Here is a 16406-nt window from a genome sequence, read left to right as displayed (position 1 = left end):
TTAAAATTCCGGATTTCTCGCAATAAGCTCACACCGGGAGAATGTCAGTAAGGAGCCGTGAAAGTCCCGATCGGCCACCTGACCCGGGGTGGGTGTGGTGAGTTCCGCCCGGTCCATCCGGCATGAAGACCTGCTACAGAAAAAATGAATGGGCGAGTCAAGAATACAAAATTCCATCCTTCCAGCATGAATTTGGGGAACGAACGGGAGCAGGGTGGTTGGATATAATTTCTATTCATCTATCCATTCATTTCCTATTCAAGGGGGAACCGCGCATGATTACCTATTTTCGCCACCTCTATCGCTTCACCATAGGGTTTTGGATTCCACAGACATCCCCTCTCTGTCCTGTGCCCGTTACCGTTTCGGGAGAAGAGTCCTGTGATAGCCCCAATCAGCCGTCTCCCTGCCCTGCCATACAATGTTTGTGTGTCGCCATGCTTTTAGGCGGATTTCTCACGGGATGTATTACCGATGCCACCACTGACCTGACCAAAGCTCCTTTTGATGCTTCCACCGAGCTCACGGACGCTTCGACAGATTCATTTACCAGACTGACCGATGGGACCAGTCAAGCGACGAGCGATCTCACCGAGCCCACCAGAGAATTCCTCTCCAGCACGACACCGGGGGCCTGGTTCAATGCAGATGGCATGCTCAATGCTGACCATAAAAAGATTGCGTTTGTGGTCGTGAACTTTGATAATTTGCAAGAGGATATCGCCAGGGGATCCGGAGAATATCTGGTTTCGCTTTCGATGTTAATGGGTGTCCCCCCGGATTCCCGAGACCGGTTTTTACAATCCGCACAACGGCAGCATGGCTATATTTTTGATGCGAGCCAATCCAGGCCGGAATCATTTAGACGTCTGATCAAGACCCTACATGTGACGTCACCCTACTCGTAAAGAACGGTCTGATCAGCCGACCTTTGGCCTGGGGTGTGCCTCCTGCATGCTGTTAATTAAGGCCGGTATCGATTTCGTTCCTTCTGCTTCTTGTTTTCATTTCGCACAAAGGGGGCCATACAATAAATTCCGAAGTTCATTATCGAGTAGCAGAAAAAATGAATAGATTCCCCCTATCCATCCACCCTTCAGGTTAGCCGAATGACCTGACGTGCCAATCAATGGGCCGATCTTCCCTTACCCCTGCGAGTTGTAACGGCCACCGGGGGACTCCGTCGCCCCGGTTCCATTTAGCGGACCTAATTTATCAAATGGTGCGAAATTGAGGGGCGAACGCTATCGGCCTACCCAAAAAACCAATGTGAGGATATGCCCAAAACGATGATCGACAAGCCAACGACTGACACCAAAGATGGCTTGGCCCTCCAGTTCCACGGACGGTTGCTTTTAGCCTAGGCTATGCGAGAATTAGAGCGGACGATTTGTGAAACCACATGTGGCCGCTCGGTCGTCGCGAGGTCACCGCGATTGAGACCTTTTCCGGCCCACAGGGCAAGTGGGAATGGGCAAGGATGATACGCTGTCATTGATACCTTCACCGAAAGATCTTTGTGGACGACAATATCCTTGCATTTTCCTTTGCCAGCTAGGCCGAATTTTCAGGGCTTTCCCTTCCTCAGCGGTTATCCATCGTGACTCTACATGTTGGTGTTTTTATGGCCCGGAAAGGGTGGCATTTTTAGGTAGGTTTGGGTAAGGTACGCCCACCGAGCTAAGGGAAACGACGGTCACTTTCATCAAGCTGATCGGAGGCGGCTCATCTCCCTTGATGGCGACTACACTTATTTCATGGCGGAGACAGGATGAAGCATGTAACAGGTTGTCTGATGATTCTGGTCTGTGTTGGTCTGGCAGGGCTAGGGGATGTCACCTTCGTTTCCGGTCATACACTCCCGGGCGCCGTCGTTGTCGCCTTAGCCTCGGGTGAGAATACTGAACAAAACCTTCGGGACGATGATAACAATACATTGACTCCCTTCGACCAGTCCAAAGGCAGTGAGGAGGATGTGGAAATGACCCGGCGTATTCGGCAGGCCCTTATGGCCGATACCACCTTATCCATGAATGCCCATAATATTAAAATTGTCACGTTGAATGGAAAAGCCACCCTACGCGGTCCGGTGGATACTCAGGATGAGCGAAGGCGGATTTTGAAAATCGCCACGTTAATTGTTGGTCTGAACAATGTCATAAATCTGCTTGAAGTGGAAAACGATTAAATAACCTCTTTATCCCCCGGAAAAGGAGTGCGCGATGGCTAAAGCCGTATTTTGTATTGCGACAACTTTTTTGCAAGCCGAGGAAATTGTCGACAAACTCAAAAATGCAGGATTTGCGAGTACGGATATCTCTGTGCTTTTTCCGGACACCCATGGGGCCAAGGATTTAGCACACGAAAAGCACACGAAGGCTCCGGAGGGGGCTGTGACGGGAGCCGGAGCCGGGGGGGTGTTAGGCGGGGCTCTTGGTTGGTTGGTGGGGATCGGGGCACTGGCGCTGCCGGGCATAGGTCCGTTTGTGGCTGCCGGTCCAATTATGGCTGCGTTGGGAGGAGTGGCAGTGGGAGCTACCGTAGGAGGCCTGACCGGCGGGCTTGTCGGTATGGGTATCCCGGAGTATGAAGCCAAGCTCTATGAAGGGAAGATTAAAGAAGGCAAAATTCTGATCTCGGTGCATTCAGAAAATCCAGATACTACGGATTGTGCCAAAACGATCTTTAAAAATGAGAATGCAGAGGATATTGCGATTTCGGACGAAGCCGCAGTCAAATCATAAAAACGGGTAAGGACAGAAACGGGTAGTTAGGCGGAAGATGTGCCGGAAACCTTTTGACCCTCTTGTCCTCGGAGCGCATTTTTCCCATGGAAATGGCGGGACAGGTTCCTGCAGTCCGCCCAAAGGAAGTCCAGATTGTTATTCTCGACCTTCCTTATCGGGTAGCAGAAAAAATAAATAAATTCCTCTCTCCACCACCTTCAGGTCGGTCACCCATGCTGCCGTGATCAACAGTGGGGGGGCGTTGTTTGAGCCTGGCGAGTCGGGCTGCCTCACTTGGGATCTACGGGAGCTCGATTCCATCAGCCCGATCGAGGTGAATATGGTTTTGGGTCCTTTGTCCGAAACTTCCTCTCCATCTATCCGAATCGACCTGAGCATCCCGAGCACGAAACGTTTCTGCGCGAAATGGGCAAGTCTTCGTGACCCTCGGCGTCTGGGCTCTGGGCATTATGTATTGAAGAACATTGGTGAAATTGACGGTTGGTCAGGGTGGGATTGCGCAACGACTTGTCCTGGACGCGTATGACGTATCGGCGATCCCCCCATTCAAAACCCTCCTCAATTTTTTAATTAGCACGCACATCTATGTGGCGACTGCCGCCATTGCGGCCATCCTATTGCACCTCGCGATGGTCGGCCTGCCTGCATGCAGACATTTTATTTGTCCCAGCCGTCCTGGCCCTGGTGTTGTGGCAAGGTGTGTTTGGGTTTTCCTCCCATGGCGATTTTCTCCTCAGGAGTTGAAAAAGGTTTCCTATGTCGTGCATGCCCAATTTGTGACCGGAATCATGATCGGCATCTTTTCGGGGGTGGGGCATCCGCTGCTTGACGATTAGTCGTTCAGGGGGAAGAGCACGATTTGTCAGGTGAGATCCCTGTGGCCTCGAATGGGTAGGGTTCATGTCACTCACAGGCAAACGGGGGCAGCAAAAAGAGAAGGGGGAGGGTGTTGATGGCTTGGACAGTGTATATGTTGGAATGCGCCGATACCAGTTTGTACACGGGGATCACCGTGGATCTGGCGCGCCGTCTTAAGGAGCATTCGAAAGGTAAGGGGGCCAAATATACCAGACACCGTGGGCCGTTCACGGTGGTGTTCACCGAAATTCAGGAGACGAGAGGCCAGGCGCTCAAAAGAGAAGCGGTAATCAAAGCCATGACCAGAGAAGGAAAAATTGGGCTTACTCGGAACTGGATGAAAGGATCGCTTGGACGAGGACCCTCCCTCTTCTACTCTTCATTCCGCATTCCTAATCTTTCTCGCCTCAGTCATTTCCGCCAGTAGTAAGCGTGAGTCCATCTACACTTCTCGGTCGTTCCTGACGGCAGTCATCGAGTCCAAGTTGTTATCCTGAGCCAGTGGCGAAGGATCTATGCCCGGCCGGACCCCATAGACCTGTAACACTACAATTTCATGTGACCATCTTTGCCGGTGGGGGATGACAGATCTGACAATGTTACGTTGAGAAGTCTTCCAGCAAAAATTTGTGATGTGTCGCATGATATAAACTGTATAAACTGACTTGACCCGTATTTCGGACAGTACGTGGGCACTCTAAATTGGCGACCGACCTGCGCGCTTGCGCGCCAAAGCTGGCTTCAGGGGCGAACGTGAAAGCAGGGAAGGCCGTTGGCGGCTTTTTTCAGTAAACGCACGATCCATGACGAACATCCTCTTTGACTTCACGATCACTCAGCTACTCCTCGTGGGAGTTCTGTTTATCTGGACAGGGTTTGTACGCAGCGGGCTTGGGTTCGGTGGTGCTGCGCTTGGACTCCCACTCATGCTGTTTCTCTATGACCAACCACTATTTTGGTTGCCGGTCATCGGAACGCATCTCCTGTTTTTTTCTTCTCTGACCTTGCGTACCGGTATTCACGATGTCGATTGGACTTATTTGCGGCATGCCACGCTTTTTGTCATCCCCACGACCTTGATTGGTGTGTTCGGCCTGATTACGTTGCCGACTGCGTGGCTGCTCATCTTTATTTATTCCATCTCACTCGCGTATGGATTGATGTGGCTATTGAATCTTTCCATCAATAGCAGGAAGAGCTGGAGCGACGTGCTGTTGCTTGCGCTTGGTGGGTATGTGGCGGGAACGTCACTGACCGGTGGACCACTGATGGTTGCGGTCACCATGAAAAATGTCGCGACCAATCAACTACGTAACACCTTGTACGTTCTCTGGTTTACCATTGTCACGATTAAAATGAGTACCTTCGTGATTCTCGGCGTCGAGCTACATCTGCTCACCGCCCTTGTACTCCTCCCCATTGCAGCCATCGGCCATGTGATCGGACTCAAATTTCATAATGCGATTTTGAAAAACGATCAGTGGTTCAAGCAGGTCATAGGAGGAATGCTCGTCCTCATCAGCGGATTGGGATTAATGAACAATCTGGCCTAAGACAGCCTGCTCATGGGTGATGGGCGATCAAACTCGCGATGCCTGGACTGAGGCATGCCGAAGGGCTCAAACTTTTCTCCCGGAAGAACCCGCAGAGAAAGGGAAACCATTCTGAATCAGCAGGAAGGTGGGAAGGGGTTTGGGAGTACGTGTGAAGGCAAGGCCTGAACTTACCCCCTATGATCTCGAGCAAGGAAAGGGTGAAGTAGGGTCACCAGCAAACGTCAGGCCAGTTTGCTGACCTGAAGGTGATAGGTCAGTGAAGTTTCTTTATATTTTTTGCTTCCTGCTGGTTTCCTTTTCTTATGGTGAGAAACCTAGGTGGATATCGGATGCGGATGACGGGGAGGGCGGATTGAGGTTAGCGGAGGCCGTATTCTTTGAGTTTGCGTTGGAGGGTTTTCCGGTGGATGCCCAGGAGTTCCGAGGTGCGGTTTTCGTCGCCTTGTTGCGCATCGAGGACTTTAAGGATGTGTTCCCGTTCGAGCTGTCCGAGCGTTTTCCAGTCTGGGTGGGATGGCGATTGGTCGGGTAGCGCGGGAGGTGCGACGAGCGCTAACGGGAGGTCGTGAGACATGATGAGGGAATGTGGAGTCATGACCACGGCTCGTTCAATGGTATGTTCGAGTTCACGCACGTTTCCCGGCCACGAATAGTTGGTGAGCAGGGCTAATGCCTGCGGGTGCACTCCGGTGATGACCTTATTGTTGAGCTGCGTATATTTGGTGAGAAAGTAGTCGATGAGTGTGGGGATGTCTTCGACCCGTTCCCGCAGCGAGGGCAGGTGCAGCGTGACGACGTTGAGCCGGTAGTAGAGATCTTCCCGGAACTTTCCCGATTCCACGAGTTTTTTGAGGTGTTTGTTGGTGGCGGCAATGATGCGGACATCGACTTTGATCGATTCCATGCCGCCCACCCGGCGGATTTCATGCTCTTGCAAAACTCTGAGGAGTTTGCTTTGCAGGTTTGGAGAGATATCGCCGATTTCATCCAGGAAACAGGTGCCTCGATTGGCCGATTCCAGGAGTCCTTTTTTGAGTGTGATGGCTCCCGTGAAGGCGCCGCGTTCGTGACCGAATAATTCGCTTTCCAGAAGATTTTCTGTGAGCGTGCCGCAATCGACGGCGATAAACGGCCCGTCGCTTCGGAGACTGTTGGCATGCATGGCACGGGCAATGAGTTCTTTTCCTGTTCCCGTTTCCCCATTGATGAGGACGGTGGATTCCGTCGGTGCGACGCGGGCGATGAGTTTGTATACGGCCACCATCGGCGGACTGTTGCCTTGTATCTGGTTGATGCCATTTCCTTTTGGCAGGAGTGGCTGAATCGATACCCGAGCCTCTTCCAGGGTGTGTTTATGGTCACAGGCCCGGCGGACGACGGAACGAATTTCTTCCAATGCGAACGGTTTGGAGAGGTAATCGAAGGCTCCGGCTTTGATGCCTTCCACAGCCGTGGACAACGACCCATAGGCGGTGAGGAGAATGACCTGGGTGAGGGGGCTGCGTTTTCGTGTTTCGGCCAGGAGAGCCAACCCGTCCATGTGTGGCATTTGAATATCCGATAACACCACATCCGGCGTTTGATCGACGAAGGTGTGTAAGGCGGCTTGCCCACTCGTGGCGGTGTGCACCTGATAGCCTTCTTTTTCCATGATTTCCCGAAGCAGAGTCAGCGTGTCCGGTTCATCATCGACGATGAGAATGGTGGCTTTATGCATGATCCGGGATCCTCCAGGCGGGCAACCGAATGAGAAAGCGGGTGCCCTGGCCCTCTTCGCTCTGCACGGTGATGTGGCCCTTATGTAATTGAATAATTTCGGTGGTAATGGCTAACCCCAATCCCGTTCCTGATCCCACACTTTTGGTGGTAAAGAAGGGGTCAAAGATTTTTTCGATGTGTTCCCGCGGAATCCCCGGTCCCGAATCGTGAATGTCGACGATTACCTCCGGTCCCGCGTGAGGGGTATCTTCGGCGTTTAGGGCTTGAATGGTCAAATGCCCGCCGTCCGGCATGGCATCGATGGCGTTATCGATGAGGTTGTTGATGGCCTCCTGAAGATGAAAGGCATCTCCCTGAATTGGCCACAGATCCGGCGAAAAGTGGGTGAGCCCTTGAATGCCGTGCTCTTGGAGAAGCGGGCGAAATAATAACAGTGACTGGTCGATCAGGGTCGGGAGGAAGACCTGTTCGACGGAAATGGTGGGTGTTCGGGTGAAGGTGAGTAAGTCCTGGATGCTGTGGGTGAGGCGATCGGTTTGTTTGAGCATGGTTCGCACTCGTTCCAGGACTTCCTGGGGAAGATGTGGATCTTCCTGGAGAAGTTGGAGGTGTCCGAAGATGGCTGTTAAAGGTGTGCCGATCTTGTGGGCAATGGTGGCAACCAGTTGACCCAGGACGGCTAACCGTTGTTGCCGGAGAATGTCACGCTGCGCAATGGAGAGGCGCTCGTTGACGGCGGCCAACTCTTCGTTCCGTTGCCGGAGTTCTGCTGTTGCATCCTCCACTCTGGTTTGTAGGACATCCCGTGCCTGGGCTAACGCCTGATTCAATGAGGCATTTTCCCTCATGACCTCTTGGATCTGTTGTGCCATTGAATTGAACTGGCGGGCTAAATCGCCTATTTCGTCTGTTTTTTCGATGGACACCAAAGTGGCCCATTGGCCCTTTTCGACTTCAGCCAGTCCGGTTTTGAGCCGCCCAAGGGGACGGATCACATGTCGATAGAGAAAGAAGTTTAACGCCACCACGATGCCGAATCCCATGATTAGACTGATGATGAGTGACCAATTGAGGAAAAATCGCGTGATGGTGGTGAGTTGCCCGGTCCAGTATTCGGCATAGATGACCCCGGTGGTTTTCCCCTGTATGGCAAGAGGCGTGGATAATTTGAGCCGATCATCGCCAGGTTGATTGTGAAAGCGGCCTTGGGGTTCTTCAAATTGGAAGGTGTGGGTGACCATCAACGGAATTTCGGATGAAGTATCCTCGGTGTTCCCAACTTGCGTGAGCAGGATCGGCGGATCATCGGCCTTGGTGCCTTTCCCATAGACGCGGAGGAAGATGAGATCGGGATTCCGGCTCATCAAATCGTTTAAGTATTTCTCTCGCAATGTCGCATTGTGAAAATGCTTTTCTGATTGAAAGCGTGCGCCGATTTGGCGAAGGAGGACGAGAGACTTGGAGTGAATGACATCTTTGGCCAATTCCGCCACATAATATTGATGCAAGAGTTCTGTAACCAGAATGGCCCCGCCCACAATGAGGATGATGATGAGGGAGGCCTTGGCTTGGAGTTTCCAGGGATGGTGCCAGGAAATCATGTTTTGAATATTCGAGTTATCGTTTTTATACCGGAAAGAATCGTCTGAATTCCAATTGCCACATGGCTGATTGGATGTGGTGAAGACGTGTGTCCCATGGTTCTATTCAGCAACGTTCTTGTCATCCTGAGAGAATCGAAGGATCTCGCTGAGGGGTGGGACAGATTGACTTGGGCACAGATTCTTTGCCCCCGGCTCAAAATGACCATGTGGTGCGGGCTTATCGGATCACCTTACCAATGTTTCATGTCGGGTTGGGGCCTCTTAGATTACCACGCGATAGCGTTTGACACTCTTTCCCATCTTATTTCGGGCTCATTGTCTGTTGTATTGTAGAATCTGTGTGTTTGACGATTGGTGATGAACCTGGCCGATTAAGGGTTTCTTGTTCGTTGGTAGTGTTGGCAGGATCGGACGAACGCCCGCAGGAGCTTTTGTGTGGTTTGGCTTCGTAGTTGTCGTTCGGGATGCCATTGCACGGTAAAAATATGGGGGTACCTGGGATGTTCCATCGCTTCAATCAGTCCGTCGCTGGCGATGGCGGCAGGAATGAAATCGGGAGCGAGGGTCCGGACGCCCTGATGATGTTCGGTGGCGACCACCTTTCGACCCTTTCCGAGGATTGTCGCCAATCGTGTGCCCTGAATGACCTTGATGGGATGCAGCCCGTTTTTCTTGCCTTCATGATCCACATGATAGCCCTGTTTAGGTGGATGAATATGTTGATGAAGGGTTCCTCCTTCCAGGACATTGATCAACTGCATCCCATAGCAGATTCCTAAAATGGGCAACCGCCGTGTTTTTCCAGCCTTGTAGAGCCAAGCTTCAAACTTTGACCGGTTTTTGAACGCCACTTTTGTGCGTTTTTTAGGGCGTTCTCCATACCAGCTTGGGTCAAGATCGTCGCCTCCGACAATGACCAACCCGTCAATGCCTTCCAGATAACGGTTGCGAAGGGTTTCCCTGTGATTAATCGGGAGCAACACCGGATGACCGCCCGCTTCGGTCACTGCGGCGGCATAGCGGTGATCACATAACAAATCGTAGTTGGCGAAGTCCTTGCGGTTGGATACGGCTTCACAGGTGATGCCGATTAACGGGGCGGGAAAACGTTTACTCATCGATGGAGGCTCGCTTCCGGCCCAGCCACACTCGTTCGGTACTGGGAAAGGGGACCCCTAATTCAGTGGCAAAATCCTGCAGGGTGTTGCCACTGAGCAAGTGGCCTAATCCTGAGCGATAGCGTTTGGCAAACCGCCGTTGCCAGGTTTGCGGGTGCTCACGAATGGCCAGGGCGACTGCATCATGAATGAGCCTAGTGCCGTTATATCTGCGTTTGAACAGCCGGAGAACCTCATAGATTTCTTCAGGAATATCCATGTCATCGATTTCTTCCCGGTGTTCCCAGAGGAATCTATCCAAATATTCCGGAGCTGGGATCCATTCCCGTTTCCAGGGGATGTTGGCTTTCATGCCTTTGGTCGCGGCTTCTGTTCTGGCGAGGAGGTAATCGGCATGGCTCATTCGATTGGCAGCCGCCTTCCCCCTGAGCCATCGCAAACACACGGCTTTCACCAGACATAAATTCGCCACGACAAATTCCGGAATATTGGAATCGAAGACCCTGATTTCCAAAGTGGGCGGTTTGGTTTTTCGCCCTTTGCTATAGACCAGCTCCCTGGTATCGACCGAAGTGAGATCCCCTCGTTTCGTGGGCGTGAAGTAGGTGGCATTTCCCCGAAGGAACCGGTTGGAGGCTTTCCCTGTGACTTTTTTGTCCCATATGGGTGAATTGGCTCCGGTCGCGATGAGCAGGGGGAGTTGGTCATGGAGATGCCAACTGAGGGCTGTGGCTTCTTGTTTGGTGAGTTTGCGATTGGCAACAGAAATGTGCAAGTGGGTGCCCGCAAACCGGTTCGTCCAGCCTCCCACAAATAACGGCACGCGATAGTCCTGTTCGTCTTCCCGACTCCGATACAGTCCGCGCAGGTATTTTCGCAAACCGGCCTTGAGTAAAAACAAGCTCTCTCTGACCGTGCTAAAGGGACGACTGTTATATTCGCTGCCGATGGAGGCATCCCGGGTAAAACGTTCTCCGGATTCGGAAAGACCGGGCCGGGGTTTGGACAGGCGTCTGCCGATTTTGTGATCGGTGACATTAATACTGTACGCTTCGATTTCGACGCCAATGACGATTCGTTGATGAAACGGGATGCGTATTATGCCTGCCATAGCAAGATAGGATGTCCTTATCTGTTGGGGTGGTCGGGGAACGGAATGGGTTTCGTGTCTGATGTCCTATCGGATTCGTGGATACTTCCTTTGGAGGAACCTTCCGTTTGCGAAGAGCCATTCCTGCGAATTAAATAAGCTTGGGCTTGGTGACTGTACGGCAGATCACTGCGGGGTATCACGCTCAAAATTTCTCGAATAACTTGTAATGTGGAAATACGTTCACAAGAGATCAGAATCTCGGAAGGTCAATGGGATAGACTCCTGAGATCCAATTGTAGTCGTCTGGGTAGAAAGAGTCTAGAAGGGGCAAATTGTTCCTTGACTTTTTCTGATTTTTTCTGGTGTCCTCGGATTCAAATTTCAAAGCGTCTTCTGGGTTTCGTGTCCAAACAAAGGTATCCTCACTCAGGTCGGGAACACACATGCTCATTGGCAACTCTTTCACCCATTTGTCATCCCAGACCTCTGAGGAAGGCTCTGTGCCCATATTGAGAATGGCATAGATAAGCGAGGTCCTTCGTGGATCATGGCCTGAGCCAATCCGACTGCATCCGGGACAGGCTTGTCGGGCGACTCAGGCCGACAAAGTTTTCCACCGGGTGTTCTCTCCATTCATGGTTTGCTATACCCGGAACAGCTTCTGAACCCTTGAGTGCTTTGTACCTATTAGGCGCCCATGACGGCCGCTTTACCTCTTTTGACAAAATTGTCAACTGTGTCTTTGGTATTGTCTATCCAGTCCTCGGCATGATCCAACGTATCGGAGGCCAGATCATGGAGGTCTTCTCTGGTTCGTTTCCCGGACTGTGGAGCCCACAAGAGGCCTGCTGCGATTCCCAATGTAATTCCGGACACAAATGCCATGGTCCCGATTGCGCACCCTGAAGACATCAATTTCATTTCGACCTCCCTTTTTTAAACCTAGCCTGGTGAATGTTGGCCGTTCTGTACGGCTTACGGACTCTCACTCAATTTTTATATCAGAAGCAACTGATGTGCCAGTGATGGTTGTGTCTGTTCATGGTGAACCATAGTCTGATTGTGGGCGTTATGTGGATTTTACTGTTCGTTCATTTTTTCAAAATGGAGCAATTTGTCTTTGTGTGGGACGGGTTGTTTTTGCTAAAGGTTAGCTGTCCTGTTTTTCGGGTAAGAGGATGTGGTGGGATATGCCGTGTCCTACCCATGAGGTGAAATCTGTTGATTCGTGGAAGACCGTCATGTGTCTTGGTGGTCTGTGAGCCTTGGTCGATTGTTTCCGTGGCAGGAGGGTGTGGATGGCGGAGGACATGATGAGTGCGAAAATATCCCCTTTCATTCAGATTCACCATGCGACGGTGTATCGGGGAACTCAGCCTGTCCTCCATGATCTGTCCCTGGAAATTGGTCAGGGGAGTTCGACCGTCATCCTGGGTCCCAATGGGTCAGGGAAATCGACATTTATGAAGTTGCTTTCGAGGGAACTGTATCCGGTCGTCGGGCCGGATCGATTTGTCCGGCTGATGGGGAAGGAGCATTGGAACGTGTGGGAATTACGCTCCCAGATTGGGATAATTTCCTCGGATATGCAACAGGCCTATCCGGGCCACACCACAGGGTTGGAAATTATTCTTTCGGGGTTTTTCTCTAGTATGGCTGTGTATGACCACCAAACCATCAGTCTCCGACACCGTAACGAGAGCGCTGAGATGATGCGCAGGCTTGGGATTGACCATCTTCGAGATCGCCCATTTGGGGAGATGTCTACCGGAGAACAAAGGCGAGCCTTGTTAGGTCGGGCTTTGGTGCACGAACCTCAGATCCTTGTGCTAGATGAGCCAACCACCGGACTGGATGTGCAGGCGTGTTTTCAATACCTTCAGATCATTCGAGATTTTATTCACCGGGGAGGAACGGTGATTTTAGTGACGCACCATGTCCATGAAATTCCTCCGGAGATTGATCGGGTTGTGTTGTTGAAACAGGGCCGGATCATGGAAGATGGTCTTAAGGGGAATGTGCTGAATGATCACCGGCTATCCGTCCTTTTTGAGACTCCCGTTCACCTTCTTCATAACCGGGGATGGTTCCAGATTGTCCAGGCCTCGCCAGACTAAGGTCGGGTTTTGAAGACCGTTTGAAGGGATGAGGATGACTTTGCCTTCCAGGACGTGTTCTATTCCCTAGCAGGGTGTTAATAGCGGCGTTTTCGCCCCTTGGCCGTGCTCACGTACTTCTCTGTACGCTTCGCCCGTTCAAGCGGAAGCAGCCTTTTCTTCGATAAGCCTCAGGCCAATTCTGGACGGGTCTTTTTGAACATCCTGCTTCGCTCATGGGAGATCACAAAATTTTGGATTGCGAACGCTCTCAGCGAAATTTTGAATTTTTCAACAGCCTGCTAGAGTATCCTTGTTTATCCGGCATGGCCTAATTTTTTAATTTTTTTCTCATCATGTGTTAAGAAAAGAGAACGGATATGGTTGACGGGTTCCTGCTGTTTGCGGTCTTGGATGTGTGGCGGATGGTGTTGCCGTTAGGATTGACGCTTCTGTTGCTCGTGACGGAGTTGCTGTGTCGCTGGCAAGGCGATTCCTATCAAAGAGGGCTCCGGGAGGTTCTTAACTCCTTGGTCGTTCGATTGACGGTCGGTTTGCTGGTGATATCTTCAGTTGTCGGACTTCTTGTGCCGGCCATTCTTGGTTTCCCTCTGCCGGAATCTCATATTGCCGTGGGGCCGTGGAGCTATGAGGAAATGTTGGGTTTTGTGTTGGGCGGATTCTGCCTTTGGAAAAGCCTGCAGAAAAATGGTTCCGGTAAGCCTTCGGGGATGGTCTGGCTGGGATGTGCGAGCGTCCTGTTTTTTGGAGCGGGTGTCCTATGGTTAGCCCGATGGGATGTCATGGCGCATGAAGGACATGTGGCTGGAGGATGGTTTGTACTCGGATTGTCGACTGTGGATTGGACCCGAGTGGTTCCCAAAAGCCTCCATCTTCTTTTTGCCGGTTTGGCTGCAGGGGGATTGGTGGTGACCCTGCTGGGGCTGCTGGGATGGTCAGGCGAGCCGGTTGCCACTGACTCCATCTCTCGTTCACGCTTCCTCCCCTCCGATGGACAGGTTCGGTACGGGGTTGGTTGGATGTTGGCGGGGCTGGTTCCGCAAATGTTTATCGGTCCCTGGTTGTTTCTCGTCTTGGGTGAGGGGCCGAGAGGTGGCCTGATTGATGGCGCCGGCTTGGCCTCTGCATTCTTCATCGTAGGTGTGATGGCAGCTCTCTTGGCCATGGTGTTGTTAAATGCCTCATTTATGGTGCCGCATGTCAAAGGTCTGGTTTGGGGAGGAATTATTTGTACGGTGATCACCCTGGTACTGATGGGGATGGTCCGGTATGTCATGTTTTTGAGCACCCTAGAGGGGCAGGGGATTCCCATTGCGATTGGGAATGTGACGGTGTTTCATCTTCTGACCGTTCTGGTTTTGACCGGTCTTGTGGGCGCAATTCTCGTTCGTTGGTGTGTGAGACCTCTTTCTGCCTTTCATGCCAAGGTGGAATTGTGATAGAGACTAGACAAATGTGGGTGAGCGATTTAAGGTATGACCATGCATATTTCTGAGGTGTTGCGGACGCATCATCCTGCGATTAGTTTCGAGTTTTTTCCCCCAAAAACGGAACGGACGTTTCAAGAACTGTTTGAAGCGATTTCCGCTCTCATGCCGTTAAAGCCTGCGTATGTCAGTGTTACCTATGGGGCTGGTGGGTCTACCAGGGAACGCACGCATGATTTGGTTGTGAAACTGAAAAGGGAAACCGATCTGACGATTGTGTCGCATTTAACCTGCGTGGGCTCAGGCCGTCAGGAAATTCATCAGATTCTCTCAAAATACCAGGCCAGTGGTATTCATAATATTATGGCTTTGCGGGGAGATCCTCCCAAGGGATGCACGGCTGTGGAGATTCCTGAGGATGGCTTTCAGTTTGCGTCTGATCTGGTGTGGTTTATTAAGCAGCAGTTTCCTGAAATGGGCGTGGGAGTGGCGGGATTTCCCGAAGGACATCCCGGTACGCCCAACCGGTTACAGGAAATGGACAATCTGAAGCGAAAAGTTGATGCGGGTGCTGATTATATCTGTACCCAATTGTTTTTTGATAATCGGGACTTTTTTGATTTTTGTGAACGTTGCGAAGTTGTGGGCATTAAAGTACCGATCATCGCGGGCATTATGCCGATTGTTTCCAGGAAGGGCATGGCTCGCATGTCTGAGCTGGCGCTTGGGGCCCGTATTCCGGCAAAACTTTTGCGGGCAATGGATCGAGCGGAGAATGATGTTTATGCGGAAGGGGTGGGCATTCATTGGGCGACCGAACAGGTGGTGGATCTGATTGATCATAAAGTGAAGGGTATTCATTTTTATACCTTGAATAAATCGAAGGCAACCTTGAAAATTTATGAGTCTCTCGGTATTCAAAGTTCAGAAAGTCTTCAGCATCCGGTTGAATAAACCCTGCCTGATTTTTCCTGTCTGTTTCTCAACACCCCTGTAATAGGCATTCCGTCTCTCAGTTCTCTCGACCTGTTCTCCGTGTTCTTTTTCGTGCGTTTTGGCGCCTGCGACCTATGCAAGTTTGTGGGCCATGGGATTGGGGATTTTACCCTTTCCCCCTGTGGTGCATGTTGGGTAAGATGTGTCGGGTTCTAAAGGAGGATATTCATGACGAAGAATGCAGGGTTTCAGGTAACACTTGATTTGGATGGTCGCCAATGTATGGTGATTGGTGGTGATGAAGAGGCCGTTGAAAAGGTGCATCGGTTGTTGGATGCCGGAGCAAAAGTTACGGTAGTGAGTCCTACCCTTCATGTCGATTTGCGGAAATTGACTGCCTCAGGGAAAATTATTCATCGGGGACGAACCTTTCGATCCGGTGATGCTCAAGGGGTTGTGCTGATTATAAATGCCTTGAAGGACGATCTGGATTTGGTCAAGTCCCTGTTCGAACTGGCGAAAACGGAACGCTGTCTAGTGTGGTCGATGGATTTGCCAGAATATTCGACGATCATTATGCCTGCGCTGGTCAAGCGGGGGAATCTTCGAATAGCGATTAGTACGAGCGGGACCGCTCCGGCTCTGGCGAAGGTGCTTCGTCAAAATCTTGAATTGCTGTTTGATGATGAATTTGACCAGTTCCTGGATTGGTTGGGCGCCCTGCGTGAAGAGCTAAAGAGTACGGAAGTGAGCGACCGTCGGCGCCGTGAGCGGTTGGCGGAAGCGGTCAATGGTTTTCAATTGACCGGGGAAATGGAGTATCCCAATAGTTGGAAGTTGTCCAGTGAGGAGCAGGTGGAACCCGTTGGAAAGGAAGGTGGGTAATGGTGCTGTTGGAATTTAGCATGTCGCCTCTTGGTAAAGGCGAGAGTGTCGGAAAATATGTGTCCCGGTCACTAGACCTGATTGATAAAAGCGGAGTGGATTATCGCCTCAATCCCATGGGAACCGTGTTGGAAGGCGAGTGGGATGACGTGTTTCGCGTCGTGAAAGATTGCTATACCAGAATGAAAAAGGATTGCCCTCGGATTTCTTGTGTGATTAAGGTTGATTATCGGCGTGGGAAGAAAGGCCGGTTGGCTGGCAAGGTGGCAAGTGTCGAGAAACATTTAAAGCGTAAGTTGAAAACCTAAGATGCTAAACCCTTTGCCTGAGTCAATGTGGTCGTGTG

The 16406-nt window shown here is 51.4% G+C and carries 16 protein-coding genes; 11 read left to right on the top strand and 5 right to left on the bottom strand.

The window, feature by feature from the left end; translation table 11 throughout:
* Positions 1-275: 275 nt before the first annotated feature.
* From ACWHYD_RS11155 to ACWHYD_RS11130, 6 genes are all read left to right on the top strand, one after another.
* Complete coding sequence (locus ACWHYD_RS11155; protein WP_447962114.1) at positions 276-908, top strand: DUF3015 family protein; 633 nt, start codon at positions 276-278, stop codon at positions 906-908.
* Between the two features lie 863 nt (positions 909-1771).
* Complete coding sequence (locus ACWHYD_RS11150) at positions 1772-2188, top strand: BON domain-containing protein (RefSeq protein WP_447962113.1); 417 nt, start codon at positions 1772-1774, stop codon at positions 2186-2188.
* Positions 2189-2222: 34 nt separating this feature from the next.
* The gene (locus ACWHYD_RS11145; RefSeq protein WP_447962112.1) at positions 2223-2744 is read left to right on the top strand and encodes a hypothetical protein; all 522 of its coding nucleotides are present in this window, start codon (positions 2223-2225) and stop codon (positions 2742-2744) included.
* 470 nt (positions 2745-3214) lie between these two features.
* Positions 3215-3583, top strand: coding sequence for a hypothetical protein (locus ACWHYD_RS11140; RefSeq protein ID WP_447962111.1), 369 nt, complete (start codon positions 3215-3217; stop codon positions 3581-3583).
* A 116-nt stretch (positions 3584-3699) separates the two neighbouring features.
* On the top strand, positions 3700-4032 hold the full coding sequence (locus ACWHYD_RS11135; protein WP_447962110.1) for a GIY-YIG nuclease family protein: 333 nt from the start codon (positions 3700-3702) through the stop codon (positions 4030-4032).
* 376 nt (positions 4033-4408) lie between these two features.
* The gene (locus tag ACWHYD_RS11130) at positions 4409-5158 is read left to right on the top strand and encodes a TSUP family transporter (protein WP_447962109.1); all 750 of its coding nucleotides are present in this window, start codon (positions 4409-4411) and stop codon (positions 5156-5158) included.
* A 361-nt stretch (positions 5159-5519) separates the two neighbouring features.
* Here ACWHYD_RS11130 and ACWHYD_RS11125 read toward each other — a convergent pair whose 3' ends face one another.
* From ACWHYD_RS11125 to ACWHYD_RS11105, 5 genes are all read right to left on the bottom strand, one after another.
* A complete protein-coding gene (locus ACWHYD_RS11125; RefSeq protein ID WP_447962108.1) occupies positions 5520-6878 on the bottom strand; it encodes a sigma-54-dependent transcriptional regulator in 1359 nt (452 codons plus the stop codon).
* Positions 6871-8481 carry an ATP-binding protein gene (locus ACWHYD_RS11120; protein WP_447962107.1) on the bottom strand — a complete coding sequence of 537 codons (1611 nt, stop codon included), beginning with the start codon at positions 8479-8481 and terminating at the stop codon, positions 6871-6873. The genes ACWHYD_RS11125 and ACWHYD_RS11120 overlap by 8 nt, the downstream gene beginning before the upstream one ends.
* Before the next feature lie 374 nt (positions 8482-8855).
* Complete coding sequence (locus ACWHYD_RS11115; RefSeq protein WP_447962106.1) at positions 8856-9602, bottom strand: gamma-glutamyl-gamma-aminobutyrate hydrolase family protein; 747 nt, start codon at positions 9600-9602, stop codon at positions 8856-8858.
* A complete protein-coding gene (locus tag ACWHYD_RS11110; RefSeq protein WP_447962105.1) occupies positions 9595-10713 on the bottom strand; it encodes a glutamate-cysteine ligase family protein in 1119 nt (372 codons plus the stop codon). Before ACWHYD_RS11110 ends, ACWHYD_RS11115 begins: the two co-directional genes overlap by 8 nt.
* A gap of 669 nt (positions 10714-11382) precedes the next feature.
* Positions 11383-11616, bottom strand: coding sequence for a YtxH domain-containing protein (locus tag ACWHYD_RS11105; RefSeq protein WP_447962104.1), 234 nt, complete (start codon positions 11614-11616; stop codon positions 11383-11385).
* Positions 11617-11993: 377 nt separating this feature from the next.
* Here ACWHYD_RS11105 and ACWHYD_RS11100 point away from each other — a divergent pair, with 377 nt between their 5' ends.
* The 5 genes from ACWHYD_RS11100 to ACWHYD_RS11080 all read left to right on the top strand — a co-directional run bounded on the left by ACWHYD_RS11100 (position 11994) and on the right by ACWHYD_RS11080 (position 16368).
* The gene (locus tag ACWHYD_RS11100) at positions 11994-12812 is read left to right on the top strand and encodes an ABC transporter ATP-binding protein (protein WP_447962103.1); all 819 of its coding nucleotides are present in this window, start codon (positions 11994-11996) and stop codon (positions 12810-12812) included.
* Between the two features lie 359 nt (positions 12813-13171).
* A complete protein-coding gene (locus ACWHYD_RS11095) occupies positions 13172-14251 on the top strand; it encodes a hypothetical protein (RefSeq protein WP_447962102.1) in 1080 nt (359 codons plus the stop codon).
* A gap of 42 nt (positions 14252-14293) precedes the next feature.
* Positions 14294-15193, top strand: a complete 900-nt coding sequence (gene metF, locus ACWHYD_RS11090) for a methylenetetrahydrofolate reductase [NAD(P)H] (RefSeq protein WP_447962101.1) — start codon at positions 14294-14296, stop codon at positions 15191-15193.
* 210 nt (positions 15194-15403) lie between these two features.
* Positions 15404-16060, top strand: coding sequence for a precorrin-2 dehydrogenase/sirohydrochlorin ferrochelatase family protein (locus ACWHYD_RS11085; RefSeq protein WP_447962100.1), 657 nt, complete (start codon positions 15404-15406; stop codon positions 16058-16060).
* Positions 16060-16368, top strand: a complete 309-nt coding sequence (locus tag ACWHYD_RS11080) for an MTH1187 family thiamine-binding protein (RefSeq protein WP_447962099.1) — start codon at positions 16060-16062, stop codon at positions 16366-16368. Before ACWHYD_RS11085 ends, ACWHYD_RS11080 begins: the two co-directional genes overlap by 1 nt.
* Positions 16369-16406 lie beyond the last annotated feature (38 nt).

The organism is Nitrospira sp. Ecomares 2.1, from assembly GCF_965152585.1.
Note: the sequence above shows the minus strand (reverse complement) of the source record. Positions and strands in the feature narration are given on the sequence as shown.

Coding starts and splice junctions, on each gene's coding strand:
- ACWHYD_RS11155 (WP_447962114.1), top strand. CDS start 276: ATGATTACCTATTTTCGCCACCTCTATCGCTTCACCATAGGGTTTTGG.
- ACWHYD_RS11150 (WP_447962113.1), top strand. CDS start 1,772: ATGAAGCATGTAACAGGTTGTCTGATGATTCTGGTCTGTGTTGGTCTG.
- ACWHYD_RS11145 (WP_447962112.1), top strand. CDS start 2,223: ATGGCTAAAGCCGTATTTTGTATTGCGACAACTTTTTTGCAAGCCGAG.
- ACWHYD_RS11135 (WP_447962110.1), top strand. CDS start 3,700: ATGGCTTGGACAGTGTATATGTTGGAATGCGCCGATACCAGTTTGTAC.
- ACWHYD_RS11130 (WP_447962109.1), top strand. CDS start 4,409: ATGACGAACATCCTCTTTGACTTCACGATCACTCAGCTACTCCTCGTG.
- ACWHYD_RS11125 (WP_447962108.1), bottom strand. CDS start 6,878: ATGCATAAAGCCACCATTCTCATCGTCGATGATGAACCGGACACGCTG.
- ACWHYD_RS11120 (WP_447962107.1), bottom strand. CDS start 8,481: ATGATTTCCTGGCACCATCCCTGGAAACTCCAAGCCAAGGCCTCCCTC.
- ACWHYD_RS11115 (WP_447962106.1), bottom strand. CDS start 9,602: ATGAGTAAACGTTTTCCCGCCCCGTTAATCGGCATCACCTGTGAAGCC.
- ACWHYD_RS11110 (WP_447962105.1), bottom strand. CDS start 10,713: ATGGCAGGCATAATACGCATCCCGTTTCATCAACGAATCGTCATTGGC.
- ACWHYD_RS11105 (WP_447962104.1), bottom strand. CDS start 11,616: ATGAAATTGATGTCTTCAGGGTGCGCAATCGGGACCATGGCATTTGTG.
- ACWHYD_RS11100 (WP_447962103.1), top strand. CDS start 11,994: ATGGCGGAGGACATGATGAGTGCGAAAATATCCCCTTTCATTCAGATT.
- ACWHYD_RS11095 (WP_447962102.1), top strand. CDS start 13,172: ATGGTTGACGGGTTCCTGCTGTTTGCGGTCTTGGATGTGTGGCGGATG.
- metF (WP_447962101.1), top strand. CDS start 14,294: ATGCATATTTCTGAGGTGTTGCGGACGCATCATCCTGCGATTAGTTTC.
- ACWHYD_RS11085 (WP_447962100.1), top strand. CDS start 15,404: ATGACGAAGAATGCAGGGTTTCAGGTAACACTTGATTTGGATGGTCGC.
- ACWHYD_RS11080 (WP_447962099.1), top strand. CDS start 16,060: ATGGTGCTGTTGGAATTTAGCATGTCGCCTCTTGGTAAAGGCGAGAGT.